This is a genomic window from Acinetobacter pragensis (assembly GCF_001605895.1).
Taxonomy (GTDB): domain Bacteria; phylum Pseudomonadota; class Gammaproteobacteria; order Pseudomonadales; family Moraxellaceae; genus Acinetobacter; species Acinetobacter pragensis.
In genome coordinates, this window is record NZ_LUAW01000019.1 from 34,329 (window position 1) to 48,347 (window position 14,019).

The 14,019-nt window shown below is 49.8% G+C and carries 13 protein-coding genes; 6 read left to right on the forward strand and 7 right to left on the reverse strand.

Annotated elements, in window-relative coordinates; genetic code table 11:
• Window positions 1-2 precede the first annotated feature (2 nt).
• From AZH43_RS08345 to dnaJ, 3 genes are all read left to right on the forward strand, one after another.
• A complete protein-coding gene (locus tag AZH43_RS08345; RefSeq protein ID WP_067668631.1) occupies window positions 3-3,140 on the forward strand; it encodes an efflux RND transporter permease subunit in 3,138 nt (1,045 codons plus the stop codon).
• Between the two features lie 133 nt (window positions 3,141-3,273).
• The gene (locus AZH43_RS08350) at window positions 3,274-3,651 is read left to right on the forward strand and encodes a hypothetical protein (protein ID WP_067668633.1); all 378 of its coding nucleotides are present in this window, start codon (window positions 3,274-3,276) and stop codon (window positions 3,649-3,651) included.
• A gap of 103 nt (window positions 3,652-3,754) precedes the next feature.
• A complete protein-coding gene (dnaJ, locus tag AZH43_RS08355; protein ID WP_067668635.1) occupies window positions 3,755-4,873 on the forward strand; it encodes a molecular chaperone DnaJ in 1,119 nt (372 codons plus the stop codon).
• A gap of 69 nt (window positions 4,874-4,942) precedes the next feature.
• Here dnaJ and AZH43_RS08360 read toward each other — a convergent pair whose 3' ends face one another.
• Entirely contained in the window at window positions 4,943-6,583 is a 1,641-nt protein-coding gene (locus AZH43_RS08360; protein ID WP_067668637.1) for a PglL family O-oligosaccharyltransferase, read from the reverse strand.
• 210 nt (window positions 6,584-6,793) lie between these two features.
• Here AZH43_RS08360 and dapB point away from each other — a divergent pair, with 210 nt between their 5' ends.
• Both dapB and AZH43_RS08370 read left to right on the forward strand, forming a co-directional pair.
• Window positions 6,794-7,615: a 4-hydroxy-tetrahydrodipicolinate reductase gene (gene dapB, locus AZH43_RS08365; RefSeq protein ID WP_067668638.1), complete on the forward strand. Its 822-nt coding sequence runs from the start codon at window positions 6,794-6,796 to the stop codon at window positions 7,613-7,615.
• A 59-nt stretch (window positions 7,616-7,674) separates the two neighbouring features.
• Window positions 7,675-8,319 (forward strand): START domain-containing protein, encoded by a 645-nt coding sequence (locus AZH43_RS08370; RefSeq protein WP_067668639.1) that lies wholly within the window; start codon window positions 7,675-7,677, stop codon window positions 8,317-8,319.
• A gap of 2 nt (window positions 8,320-8,321) precedes the next feature.
• Here AZH43_RS08370 and AZH43_RS08375 read toward each other — a convergent pair whose 3' ends face one another.
• Entirely contained in the window at window positions 8,322-8,759 is a 438-nt protein-coding gene (locus AZH43_RS08375; protein WP_067668640.1) for a hypothetical protein, read from the reverse strand.
• A 99-nt stretch (window positions 8,760-8,858) separates the two neighbouring features.
• Between AZH43_RS08375 and AZH43_RS08380 the strand changes: the two genes are divergently transcribed.
• The gene (locus tag AZH43_RS08380; RefSeq protein ID WP_067668641.1) at window positions 8,859-10,301 is read left to right on the forward strand and encodes an aminotransferase-like domain-containing protein; all 1,443 of its coding nucleotides are present in this window, start codon (window positions 8,859-8,861) and stop codon (window positions 10,299-10,301) included.
• Between the two features lie 88 nt (window positions 10,302-10,389).
• Here the strand turns inward: AZH43_RS08380 and ahr are convergent, their stop codons facing one another.
• From ahr to mutY, 5 genes are read right to left on the reverse strand one after another with little or no spacing between them, the layout of a single operon-like run.
• A complete protein-coding gene (gene ahr / locus AZH43_RS08385) occupies window positions 10,390-11,412 on the reverse strand; it encodes an NADPH-dependent aldehyde reductase Ahr (RefSeq protein WP_067668646.1) in 1,023 nt (340 codons plus the stop codon).
• Window positions 11,413-11,443: 31 nt separating this feature from the next.
• The gene (locus tag AZH43_RS08390) at window positions 11,444-12,010 is read right to left on the reverse strand and encodes a DNA-3-methyladenine glycosylase I (protein WP_067668648.1); all 567 of its coding nucleotides are present in this window, start codon (window positions 12,008-12,010) and stop codon (window positions 11,444-11,446) included.
• Window positions 12,011-12,053: 43 nt separating this feature from the next.
• On the reverse strand, window positions 12,054-12,299 hold the full coding sequence (locus AZH43_RS08395) for a hypothetical protein (RefSeq protein ID WP_067668649.1): 246 nt from the start codon (window positions 12,297-12,299) through the stop codon (window positions 12,054-12,056).
• A 16-nt stretch (window positions 12,300-12,315) separates the two neighbouring features.
• Window positions 12,316-12,876 carry a M23 family metallopeptidase gene (locus AZH43_RS08400; protein ID WP_067668653.1) on the reverse strand — a complete coding sequence of 187 codons (561 nt, stop codon included), beginning with the start codon at window positions 12,874-12,876 and terminating at the stop codon, window positions 12,316-12,318.
• Window positions 12,877-12,912: 36 nt separating this feature from the next.
• Complete coding sequence (gene mutY, locus AZH43_RS08405; RefSeq protein WP_067668655.1) at window positions 12,913-13,941, reverse strand: A/G-specific adenine glycosylase; 1,029 nt, start codon at window positions 13,939-13,941, stop codon at window positions 12,913-12,915.
• Between the last annotated feature and the right edge of the window lie 78 nt (window positions 13,942-14,019).

The following is a 14,019-nucleotide window of genomic DNA, read 5'->3' on the forward strand; positions in this document are numbered from 1 at the left end:
GCATGAATTTCAACCTTTCGGAATGGGCGCTGAAAAATAAAGGCTTAGTCCTGTATTTCATGCTGCTGCTGGGCATTGTCGGCATTGTGTCGTATTCCAAACTGTCGCAAAGCGAAGATCCGCCTTTTACCTTTAAAGTGATGGTGATTCAGACCTATTGGCAGGGAGCAACAGCGAAAGAAGTCTCCATGCAGGTGACAGACCGCATTGAAAAAGAGCTGATGACGACAGGGCAGTATGAACGCATCATGGCGTATTCGCGGCCGGGGGAATCCATGGTGACTTTTGTTGCCAAAGATTCTCTGCGTTCAAAGGATATTCCTGATGTCTGGTATACAGTGCGCAAGAAAGTTAATGATATTAAGCATCAGTTGCCTGCGGGGGTGCAGGGGCCGTTTTTCAATGATGAGTTTGGCGATACCTTCGGCAATATTTATGTGCTGACGGGGAAAGATTTTGATTATGCCACGCTGAAAGACTATGCCGACCGCCTGCAGCTTCAGCTGCAGCGGGTGAAAGATGTCAGCAAGGTCGATTTAATTGGCCTGCAGGATCAGAAAATTTGGATTGAAATGTCGAATACCAAAGCCGCGCAGCTGGGTATTCCGGTCAGTGCGATTCAGCAGGCGCTGCAGCAGCAGAACACAGTGGCCAGCGCAGGTTTTTTTGAGACGGCTTCAGACCGGATTCAGGTCCGCGCCAGCGGCAATCTGCAAACAGTAGAAGAACTGAAAAAAATGCCGCTGCTGGTGAATGGCAAGACCATTCAGCTGGGCGATGTGGCTGAAATTTACCGCGGCTTCAGTGAACCTGCGCAGCCGCGCATGCGTTTTATGGCGGAAAACGGCATCGGAATTGCGGTATCCATGCGTAAGGGCGGTGATATTTTAGCGCTGGGTAAAAATCTGGAAACTGAATTTGCATCATTGCAGAAAGCGCTGCCGCTGGGCATGAAGCTGCAAAAAGTGTCGGATCAGCCGGTGGCGGTCAAACGCAGTGTCAATGAGTTCATGAAGGTGCTGACAGAAGCGGTGATTATCGTGCTGCTGGTGAGCTTTTTCTCCTTGGGTTTCCGTACTGGGCTGGTGGTGGCGTTTTCCATTCCTTTGGTGCTGGCCATGACTTTTGCCGGCATGAACTTATTTGATGTCGGCCTGCACAAGATTTCCCTAGGCGCTTTGATTTTAGCGCTGGGCCTGCTGGTGGACGATGCCATTATTGCCGTGGAAATGATGGCGATTAAAATGGAGCAGGGCTATTCGCGGCTGCAGGCTGCGGGCCATGCATGGCGCACGACGGCCTTTCCTATGCTGACCGGTACGCTGATTACCGCCGCCGGCTTTTTGCCGATTGCGATGGCCGCGTCAAGTACAGGGGAATACACCCGTTCCATTTTCCAAGTCGTGACGATTGCACTGATTGTGTCATGGTTTGCCGCTGTGCTGTTTGTCCCGTATTTGGGCGATAAGCTGCTGCCGGATTTCAATAAAGATCTAATTCAAAAAGCGCCGTGGTATCAGCGCTTATGGGCGCGTCTGCGCAAGCAGCCGGAACCTGCACCGCTGGTGCATCATGCGGGGGAACAGCACGATCCTTATCAGACGCCGTTTTATCAGCGTTTCAAACGCTGGGTCGATGCTTGCGTCACTTACCGTAAAACAGTCATTGCCGCGACAGTTGGCATTTTTGTGCTGTCTGTACTGATGTTTAAGCTGGTGCCGCAGCAGTTTTTCCCGCCATCCAACCGCGCCGAAATTGTGGTGGATATCAAGCTGGAAGAGGGCGCATCGTTAAAAGCAACAGAAGCGGCAGTGCGCAAAGTGGAAAACTTCCTGTCCAAACAGCAGGGCATTGATAATTTCGTGGCCTATGTCGGTACGGGTTCGCCGCGCTTCTATTTGCCGCTGGACCAGCAATTGCCGCAAGCCAGTTTTGCCCAGTTTGTGGTCTTGGCTTCATCTTTAGATGACCGGGATGAAATCCGCAAAACCTTGAGCGAGAAAATCCGCTTGCTGCTGCCGGAAGCGCGTACCCGTGTGGCTTTGCTGGAAAATGGGCCGCCCGTCGGCTATCCGCTGCAGTTCCGTGTGTCTGGCGAAGATTTGGGGCAGGTGCGTGAATGGGCGCAAAAAGTAGCGGCGCAAGTCAGCGAAAATCCAAATACTACCAATGTGCATTTGGATTGGGGTGAGCCAAGCAAAGTGATCCGATTGGAAATTGATCAGGACCGCGCCCGCCAAATGGGAGTCAATACTTTAGATTTATCAAACTTTCTGAACAGTTCGATCAGCGGTGCGGCTATTAACCAATTCCGTGAAAAGCGTGACTTGATTGAAATCCGCATGCGCGGTGATGAGGCCGAGCGTGTAGATGTCGGCTCGCTCAGCAGTTTGGCTGTGCCCACTGCATCAGGCGAATCGGTGCCTTTGGCGCAAATTGCAAAAATTCAGTATGGCTTTGAAGAAGGGCTGATTTGGCACCGCAACCGCTTGCCGACCATTACGGTGCGTGCGGATATCCGCAGCAAGCAGCAGCCGGCAACTGTGGTCAATGAATTATCTCAACCATTGGCTGAATTGCGCAGCCAGCTGCCGAGCGGCTATTTGCTGGAAGTCGGAGGCACTGTCGAAGAATCTGCCCGCGGTCAGACGTCGGTCAATGCAGGTATGCCGGTCTTCCTTGCAGTGGTGCTGACTTTGCTGATGATTCAGCTGAAAAGCATGTCGCGCACGTTTATCGTATTCTTGACGGCACCGTTGGGGATTATTGGCGTGGTGCTGTTCCTGCTGCTGTTCAACAAGCCTTTTGGCTTTGTGGCCATGCTGGGAACAATCGCGCTATCGGGCATGATTATGCGCAATTCGCTCATTCTGATTGATCAGATTGAGCAGGACATTCAAGATGGGCATGATCCATGGAATGCCATTATTGATGCCACAGTGCGCCGCTGCCGGCCAATTGTGCTGACCGCCTTGGCGGCTGTGCTGGCGATGATTCCGCTGTCACGCAGTATTTTCTTCGGCCCCATGGCCGTGGCAATTATGGGCGGATTGATTGTTGCGACCCTGTTGACCTTATTTTTCCTGCCCGCATTGTACGCGCAGTGGTTCAAGGTGAAAAAAATTCAGCAGAATTCGTAAAAGTTTCATAAAATTGGGTGCGAAATATTGTTTTTTTCAATATAGTAGCGCTTAATCTTTATTGATAATTTTAATAAGTAATTCGCTGCGCACATTCAGGGATTTGGGGGCAGCGTATGAGGTTAATTCGAACATGACGACAGACAATTTATCCAAGTATCGCCGCTATGTCGCGATTTCTTATGTCTTCATGTTTCTTGCGCTGTTTACAGTGGTCAGCGGCATTTTGGCGTATTGGTTTGCCCGTAAAGTTACCCAGTTGGATTCCGCAGAAGTCTGGATGCAGTCGCAAGCCTTATGGGTCATGCGCGCCGTGACCATTTACCTGATTATGGCGTGTTTCGCTGCCTTGTGGTTCATTCCCCTGTTTTTCTATTATTGGGACACTTATTTATGGGTGACCGGCTGTACTGTGGCAGGTGTGGTTTTTTCTTGTATCGCCATTTTATATTTACTGAATGCCTGGATTAAGGGCATCACTAAATTTTTCAAAAATAAAGCAGTTTTTTAAGTCAGCAGATTTTTTCCAGCTTCCCCCTTGTAAAAAACGGTATGGCCCCAATTTCATACCGCAGTTAAGTATTAATTAAATTCCGTGAGGAGCATCGCCAGACATGGCTAAACGTGATTATTATGAGGTTTTAGGTGTCGCTAAAACCGCTAGTGATGATGAAATTAAAAAAGCCTACCGTAAGTTGGCGATGAAGTTCCATCCAGACCGCAATCCAGACAATCCAGAAGCCGAAGAGAAATTCAAAGAAGCCTCTGAAGCTTATGAAGTGCTGTCTGACGGTGAAAAGCGCAGCATGTATGACCGCATGGGCCATCAGGCCTTTGAAGGCGGCATGGGCGGTGCCGGCGGCGGTTTCGGCGGCTTCAGCGCAGAAGATATTTTCAGCCAGTTCGGTGACATCTTCGGCGGCGCATTCGGCGGCGGCGGCCGCGGCGGACAGCAGCGCGCGCGCCGAGGTTCAGATTTACGCTATGTCATGGAACTGACGCTTGAAGAAGCGGTTAAAGGCGTGAAGAAAACCATTACCTTTACCGCCCCAGCGCCGTGTGATGCCTGCGACGGCAAAGGCTCGAAAAGCCCTAATGATGTTGAAACCTGTAAAACCTGTCATGGCGCTGGCCAAGTGCGCATGCAGCAAGGCTTCTTCTCGGTGCAGCAAACCTGCAGCACCTGCCGCGGCCAAGGCAAGATCATCAAGAACCCATGCAATAAATGCCATGGTTCAGGTGTGTCTGACCGTCAGCAGACGCTTGAAGTCACTATTCCAGCGGGTGTGGACAACGGCGACCGCGTACGCTTAAGCGGCAAAGGCGAAGCGATCCGTGACGGCCAGTCAGGCGACCTGTATGTGGAAGTGGTGGTGCGCGAGCACGAAATCTTCCAGCGTGATGGCGCAGACCTGTATATGGATGTGCCGATCAGCATTGCAGATGCGGCATTGGGTAAAGAAATTCAGATACCGACTTTAGACGGCCGCGTCAGCCTGAAAATTCCTGAAGGTACGCAAACTGGAAAATTATTCCGTTTGCGCGGCAAAGGGGTGAAGCCTGTACGCACCAGCATGCAGGGTGACTTGCTATGCCGTATTGTAGTGGAAACGCCTGTCCATTTGACTGCCCGTCAGCGTGAGTTGCTGCAGGAATTGCAGGAAACTATGGATGGCGAGGACAGCAAATCGTCACCAAAGAAAAAATCATTCTTTGACCGCTTATTTGACTGATCCGATTCAGCCCATGTATGAAAAAAGCCTGCGAGATGCAGGCTTTTTTGTGCTTGAATTTTGAAGCCTTTATTTTTGAGGCATATCTTTGATTAAATCGCTGTAGCTTAAATCTTTCTTCTGAATGATTTTGATCCGTTGCAGTTGATGCCGGGCTTCTGCTTCATAGCCGTTATAGGCCAGTATTTTGGCGTACTTGGTTAAGTTGTAGTTGGTCGGATAGCTTCGGATCAGCTTTTCAATATCATCCAATTGCGCTTTGCTCATGTCCTGATAAGGATTCATGCGGATAAAGTTAATCCGGTGATCAAATTCGCTGAGCAGGTAAATGCGGTCATTGCGGGTGATTTTCTCGGGTGTTTTTTCAAAACGCGCGGATTGATCCAGTTTAGGCACCAGCACATCATAATCCCGGTAAATTGCAGCCAGCAATATAACGCCAAGGATAAAAACAGTACGCATCAACACAGGCGTCAGGGTAACCGCAGCCGTATCCGGTTTTTGCGCCAGCACTGTGCCCAGAATAAAACCGACAGGCAGCAGGAAGTAGGCATAATTCTGCGGAAATTCCAGCATGGCGTGAATAACGAAAACGCCAATCATCAACAGCCCGATCACCGAAGCTGCTGACTGCGCGCGTTGATGCAGCTGAACGCCCAAATAGCCGAAATACAGCAAAAATGGCACTCCAATCAGCACACCGTTCCAAATCAGAAAATCTAAAATAAAATTATGCGAACTGCGAACCCAGACAGGGCCTTGAAACGTTTCCGAAATCGCCACAAACGCAGTGCTGGTTTGATACCAGCCATAGCCAAACCACGGCTGGGCTGCCAAGGCATGCGCCATTTGCTGCCAAATGGCCAGCCGCGACATATCGCCGCCTGCGCGCTGCACCACATCACGGCTTTCAATCATCTGCAGGTCCGATGCCTGAGCCAGCCATTGGCTGATTTCAGGCAGACAGAAGATCAATCCGATAAAGCAGGCCAGCCAAACGAGGTTATAGCGCCACGGCAGGCGAATGACATGGCGGTACTGCTGATAAGACAGATACAGCAGTATCGCAACACAGGCGACCCAAGAGGTGCGTGACTGGCTCAGCGCGACCCCGATCAGCATCGGCAGTGCGGCCAGCACCAGCCATTTTGTTGATAGGGCTTTCTTTTCATATAGATACAGGCAGGCCAGCAGCGCCATAAGCAAAAAAGTGCCCATGTTGTTGGGCTGGGCAAAATTGGCAAAGGGCCGGGTGCTGCCGCTGATGTTCATCATGATGAAGCTCAGTGAAGCGTCAAAATTCAGCCATTGGCAAATCGCCACAACGCCTGTGCATACCCCGCCGGCGAGAAAGGTATAGCTTAAATACTGGAAGGTTTTTTCCCTGCTGTCCGGCTGCATGCTCAGGCTGTAGCCGATGGCAATGGCCATCCAAAAAGAAAAGACGTACAAAAAGCTCAGCAATGCGGTACTGAAATAATAGACATGTCCGAAGGCCAATTGAATCAGCGGAATCAGCGACATGGCCAATATTGGTAAGGTGATTTTCGGCAGCTGGATTTTTTGTTTTAAAAATACCGCCGCTAAGGCGAATAGCGCAAAAAAAGCATATAGCTCGCCCAGATAGGTTGCCCAAGGCCGGTAATGGATCGGGTGCAGCCAAGCAATAAATATAAAAATGGCAGCGAGCGCAAACAGGAAGTTCTTCATGCCGGATCATCGTGGAAAAAACGCGTTAATGATACATCGAAATGCGCTGGAGATAAAAAACTACTGCATGCGCTGCATTGGCAGAGAAGGGAATTCTGCGCGCTTCAGGCCGCCTGCAGAATTTTCGGGATTTTTTATCTGCCGAACTTAGCCAAGCTCAGGAGTTTTGCTATAGTAAGAGCAATTTCGAAACAGCATTAGGAAAATGTTATGTCAGCAAATCCGCGCATAGGGGTATTGGGTGCAGGCGGCCGTATGGGGCGCATCTTAATTCAAGCGGTTCAGCAGGCGGGCTATCAATTGGCGGCAGCGGTTGAGCGTCCTGAAAGCAGTTTGGTCGGTGCGGATGCGGGTGAGCTTGCAGGCATTGGCGCAATTGGCGTAAAAGTCGCTGGCAGCTTGGACGCTGTTTTAAAAGACTGTGATGTGGTGATTGACTTTACTGCGCCGGCGGCGACGGCTCACCATCTTGCGCTGTGCCGCAAAGCGGGCGTGGCGATTGTGATCGGCACAACCGGCATGAATGATGAGCAAAAAGCCTATTTAGATGAAACTGCGCAGGAAACGCCAGTAGTTTATGCCGCTAACTATTCAGTAGGGGTGAATGTATCCATTAAATTGTTAGAGCTGGCGTCTAAAGTATTTGGCGATACGGTCGATATCGAAATTATCGAAGCGCATCACCGCCATAAAGTCGATGCGCCATCGGGCACAGCATTAATGATGGGTGAAGCGATTGCAGAAACATTGGGCCGTGATTTGAAACAGGATGCGGTATATTGCCGTGAAGGCCATACAGGCCCGCGCGAACGCCAAAGCATTGGTTTCCAGACCATCCGCGGCGGAGATATTGTCGGTGAGCATACCGCTATGTTTATTGGTGAAGGCGAGCGTGTTGAAATTACCCATAAAGCTACGAACCGCATGAACTTTGCATCTGGCGCAGTCCGTGCCGCGGCTTGGGTTGTCGGACGTGATGCGCGTAAATACGACATGAAAGACGTGCTTGGATTTAACGACATTCAAGTATAAAACTGGGTAAAAAAACCGCTATAAAAACAATATAAAACTAAAATAAGATGCGCAATGGAATGAAAAAAGTCATATGTATGGCCTGTGCTGCAGCGTTAAGCGTTTCAGTGCAGGCTTTGCCTGCGGGCAGCCCTAAACTCAGTATCAATAAAAACAATATTAAAGTCTGGACCTATCAGGACAGTCAAAACCCCGTGATGATGTATAAAGCGGAAACCATCTTGAATGTTCCGATTGAGCAGGCTGTGGCTTTGATTTTAAATGTGGATCATGCCGTGGATTGGGTGCCGTTTTTGGGCAAGATGAAATTGCTGTCGCGTGATGATAAAAAAGGGGAATTTCAGCTGTATATGGTGCTGGACTTCCCTTTTCCGCTGAAAGACCGGGATTTAATTGTGCAGGGGAAAATGGCCAAAGATGCTCAAGGTATCATTACGATTCAGAATAAGGCGCTGAAAAAGGGCTATCCGCTGAACAGCAGCTATGTGCGTTTAACCAGCTATGAAGGCGACTGGGCATTTCAAAAGCTGGGGCCGCAGAAAGTGAAAGTGTCAACTTATGGCTATGCCAACCCGGAAGGCTCTATTCCGCTGTCAGTGACCAATATGTTTGTGCAGCAGCAGCCGTATCAGATGCTGCAGAAAATGAAAACAGAACTTGAGAAATCCAAAGCGCTGGCGGTATTGCCCGAAATTTTAAAATAGGGTTAATTCGCAGCATTGGATTCAGTTATGGTATAGGCAGTGAGCTGCTTTATTTGTGCAGGTTCGGGCAGTTCAATGCTCAGCACAGTCTCTGCAGTTTCAGTATTTTTTGGGGTTGGCGCAGCCAGCTTAATCTGAAACTGTCGGGCAGATATTTGCTCGCAAGAAAAGCGCAGTTTTTGCTGCCGCGGCAGCAGGTTCATAGTGTTTGAGCCTTGGGCCTGATAAATATACAAGCGCTGCCTGGCTGTGCTGTAGAGTGTCGGCTGTATTTTCCATAATTGGTAATGCGTCAATTTTTGCGCTGTTAAAAAACCGTCAATTAAAGCGCTGCAAATAAAATTCTGCTGCTGCGCTGCGGCATTGGGCCGCTGCGGCTGGCAGGCCATAAGGCAAAGGCTTAAACCGAAAAGCGCTGTAATTCTTTTAATTTTTGTCATGAATGGCTCCTGTATCTGATTGAAAAACTGTACAGCAAGCTTAAATATGTTAGTGTTTTGGGTACAGATACAGTAGATATAAAAAAAATAGGTACAGATATGTCATTTCAATATCAGCTGCTGGCGCAGCAGCTGATGCAGAAAATACAGGCAGGGGAAATTGTAGCAGGCCAGCGCCTGCCTTCGCTGCGTCAATTTGCACAGCAGCGGAAGATCAGCCTGAATACTGCAAAAAGCTGCTATGAATTGCTGGAAGCGCAGGGGCTGATTTATGTGAAAGTTAAATCCGGCTATTTTGTCCAGCTGCAGCCGTCATCTTCCGGTTTTGCGATTGAGGCGCCGGAGCATCCGGATTTTCAATCGAAAATGCGGGATGTTTCCAATTTAGGGCTGCAAATAGAAATTCATCAAGCGGCAATCAACAGCAGGCTCATTCATCTCGGTTCAATCCAGCTGTCTCCCAATCTCGTTCCTGCAAAAGCTTTGAGCCGCTCCATTCAGCGCGCCTTAAAATACAGCAAGCCGGAAGATTTTCTCTACAGTGACCGGCAGGGGCATATTCGGTTGCGTGAAGCGTTGTCTGCGCATTGGGCGGAAGACGGTTTTCATATTGCGCCCGAGCAGATTTATATCAGCAATGGCTGCATGCCTGCGCTGTCGGTGATGATTCAAAGCCTGACCTGTGAAGGAGACGGTGTGATTGTGCCGACCCCGAACTATAACGGGCAGCTTCAGCTGCTGGCTTTATTGAAGCGTAAAATCATTGAAATTCCGGCCAATACGGAAGGCTTTGATTTAGAACGGCTGGAACAGGCCATGCAGCATTCAGGCGCTAAAGTTTGCCTGCTGACTGCCAATTTTCAAAACCCGCTGGGCTTTTGCCTCAGCAATGCGGAAAAAGAAAAAATTGCCCAATTGGCGGCTAAATACCAGTGCCATGTCATTGAAGATGATATTTATGCCGAATGCAGCTTCAGCGCGCAACGGCCGCTGCCGATTCAATACTGGGATCAGCAGGGCTATGTGGTGTATTGCGGTTCAGTCTCAAAATCATTGTCATCCGCTTACCGTGTCGGCTGGTTCTGCCTGCCGCCGCGCTTAAAGCACTTGCACGCCCAAATGATTATTCAGAATGTTTCGGTGAATACGCCTCTGCAGCTGGGACTGGCGGATCTGATTTACAGCAGGGCATACCGCCAGCATCTCGGCCAGCTTCGACCAAAATTGATGAAACAGGTGGAACAGTACCGCCAGTTTATTGCGCAGGCTTTTCATGGGATTGATTTTCGGCTGAATCATCCGCAGGGCAGTTATGCCTTATGGCTGCAATTTCCGCAACAGGTAGATGGTCTGGCAATGTACTATTATGCGCTTCAAGAGGGCATCAACATTGTGCCGGGGCTGCTATTCGGGGAAGATCAGCGCTATAACAGCTGCATTCGCTTAAATGCAGGGCATGAGCTGTCGGAAGAAATTCAGCAGGCGATTCAGCTGCTGGCGGACTGGGTCAAGTCGCAGCTGGACAGCCAATCTGCCGCCTGAAGAACTTTATGGAAGGATTGCCGTATTTCTTGCTGCTGAAAAAAAGCCTGCTGGAGCAGCAGGCTTTTTGAGTGTTTATTTTCGCGGCTTAAAAATCTGCTTTCAGCACAACGCGGTAGCGCACATCGCCTGAATGCAGGCGCTCGATGGCGTCATTGATCTTTGACATCGGGTAAAGTTCAATTTGCGGTGCAATATTTTTACGGGCGGCAAATTTTAAAAGCTGGCGCAGCGCAGCAGGAGAGCCTGTCGGCGAACCAGTAACTGATTTTGCGCCGCTGATCAGCATGCCGGCAGGAATCTGCATCGGCTCTAATGCCATACCCAGCATGTGAATTGTGCCATTCGGCGCCAGCGCGGCTAAATAAGCCTGCCAATTTAAAGTCACATTCACGGTACTGAGGATCAGGTCAAATTTGCCGCGCTGCGCTTTGAGCGCATCGGTATCTCGGCTGTTCACCACATGGTCAGCGCCCATCGCCTTTAATTCATCGGCTTTATTCAGGTTCGAGGTAAACGCGGTAATTTCACAGCCCCAGGCTTTCAGCAGCTTAATCGCCATATGGCCTAAACCGCCAATGCCAATCACGCCAACATGGTGGGTCGCTTGTATTTGATGCTTTAATATAGGGTCAAATACAGTAATGCCGCCGCACAGCAACGGCCCTGCAGATTCTGGATCTAAGTTTTCCGGCAGCGGGATGGCCCATTGCCATCCCGCGCGGACTTTATCGGCAAAGCCGCCGGCATGATTGACGATGGTGGCTTTCTTTTCACCCGTGCATTGGACTTGCTGGCCTGAAATGCAAGGATCGCAATGCTGGCAGCTTTCCGCTGTCCAGCCGATGCCGACACGCTGGCCTAATTTTAAGCCCTTGGCTTCTGAGCCCAGCTGGCTAATGGTGCCGATAATTTCGTGGCCTGCAACGACAGGATAAACAGAAGATTTCCAGTCATTTTGAATCACGGAAATATCTGAATGGCACAGGCCGCAGAATTCAACTTTGACTTCAATCTGATGCGGCTGCAGTTCGCCTGCGTCAAATTGATATGGCTGCAGGGTTTCGCCTGCCTGCATTGCTGCATAAGCACGAATGGTGTTGTCACTCATTTTTAGAATTCCTTTTAACCGAGATGAAGTGTTAAGCTTCAGCCTGTTTAAAGCTGCAGTGATTTTCATGATCATTCACCATGCCGACAGCTTGCATAAACGCATAGCAGGTGGTCGGGCCGACAAATTTGAAGCCTTTCTTCTTTAAGGCTTTGGACATTTGCTGGCTTGCATCTGTCTGTGCGGGCGCTGTTTTATAATCCGGCACATCGTTATTCAGGATCTGCTGCTGGGTAAATGACCAAAGAAACTCAACTGGATCAATTTTTTCCTGTTTCAGCTGTTCCCAGGCGATGGCATTGTCACGGATGGCTTTGAGTTTGCCGATATGGCGGATCAGCCCGGCATCCTGAAGCTTGCCGTCTAAAGCAGCGTCGCTCATGTCTGCAATTTCAGCAATTGCATGCATGAAGAAATGCCTGCGGTAGGCATCACGTTTTTTCAGTACAGTAATCCATGACAGCCCCGCTTGCTGGCCTTCCAAGCACAGCATTTCAAATAAATGCTGTTCATCACGCGCTGCACGGCCCCATTCAGTATCATGATAGGCCATATAAATCGGGTCATTGGAGCACCAGCCGCAACGTTGAGTCGTCATTTTGCCGCTCCTAGAAGATTGGCTGAAAAGGGCGGGATGAAACTTAAATGCTGAATTCAGCCCATTGATCGTTTTTGTTGTCCCAGTAAGATAATGCCGCTTGGCCTAAATCTGAAAATTGAATCCAGACATCTTTGCCGGATTTATCTGCATAGCCCGTACTGATCAGCAGGGCCTCTTCGGTAATTTCCATAATCCAGCCTTGATAGCTTTGTCCGGCTAAGACAATTCTTTGCTGATTGCCTGACTCAGCAAATTCGACTAGACGGTTGATCAGTGCTTCTGACATGAATATTTCCTAACAATTAGCGTAAATAGGGGAAAGGGTTAACTGCGCCGCGCCCTTTGCCGTTCAGATAGATGCCGTAATGCAAATGAGGCGATGTAGAGCGCGCGTTGCCGGTATTGCCGACATAGCCAATGACGTCGCCCTTCTTGACGGTGTCGCCGATATGAAGCCCGCGCTTATGGCCGTCTAAATGCGCATAGTAATGCCACGATCCAGCCGGCCCCATCACCCAAATCACTTTACCACCCAAATTGTTATTGCGTAAGTCAGCAATCAAGCCGTCTGTAGCGCTGTAAACTTTTGTTCCACGTGGAGCCATGATATCGATGCCTTCGTGGGCACGGCCTTGGCTGCGTGAAGCGCCCCAAGTATCCTTCAGTTCCTTGCGTTTTATATGCTCTACAGGCACAGGCAAGCTGTTGGATAGGCGCATGTTTTTTAATTTTTGGACCTGATCTGCAGGCAACCCGCCGGATGAAGGGCGTTTAGGCGCTGTGGTACAGGCGGCCAGTAAAATAATTTGGAAGCCAAGGAAGGCAAGAGCAATCAGGCGCAGCACAAATTTTCCCTCAATCATTATTGTTGAATGCCATTCAGGCTTGCTCTGACTATGTCATAGATTCACCGCCGAGATCAATTTTTTCATGGCTGTCGGAAGTCCAAGCGCCGCCGCCTGTTCAGGGCTGAACCATTGACCGCCTAATTCAATGGCTAAATGTTCTTTTTGGTCTTCTGCCACCTCAAAAACAGACGCGTCCAGCAGCCAGGTAAAATGGGTAAAACTGTGTGAAATATTGGCCGAAGCAGTTTTATTCTTCAAATTAAGCGACTGTACGCATTGCTGAAACTCATGTGGCTGTTCAAAAATAGGCAGGCTCCATAAGCCTCCCCATAAGCCTGAGGCGGGGCGCTGCTGCCAAAGCCACTCATGGCCAGCGCAGAGCAGCAGCACTTGCCCCTCTCGGACAGGTACGGCTTTTTTAGGTTTTTTAAATGGCAATTCGGTTTCAATGCCTTGCTGATGCGCCTTGCAGTGCTGCTGCATCGGGCAGTACAGGCAAAGCGGCTTTTTAGGTGTGCAGACTGTGGCGCCCAAGTCCATAATGGCTTGGGTATAGTCATGGTTGCGTTGTTCGGGGCAGAGCTGTTCCGCCAGCGCCCACATTTCCCGCTCATGCAGCGGTTTGGAGAGATCATCTTCAATAGCAAAAAAACGGGACAGAACGCGTTTTACATTGCCGTCCATAATCACGCCGTACTGGCGCAGCCCTAAGGACATCAATGCCCCAGCGGTTGAACGGCCAATGCCGGGAAGTTCAATCCACTGTTCCAAAGTTTCTGGGAACTGCCCGCGGCGGCTGACGATGCCTGCGGCTTTATGCAGGTTGCGTGCCCGCGCGTAATAGCCGAGACCTGCCCAATACGGCGCAACATCATCCCACTGCGCTTGTCCTAAATCTTGCACCGCGGGAAAGCGTTCAATAAATCGGTCAAAATACTGCAGTACGGTTTTGACTTGGGTTTGCTGCAGCATAATTTCTGAGACCCAGACTTTGTAAGGGTCATCTGCAATCTGCCAAGGCAAATCGTGGCGGCCATGCACATCAAACCAAGCCAGCAGGGCATCTGAAAATACGAACATAGAATTGGGCAGTCAACAGAAAAAACCGCCTTAGTATACACGGGATTTTTTATTGCAATTTCCGCAGATGCAGAATAA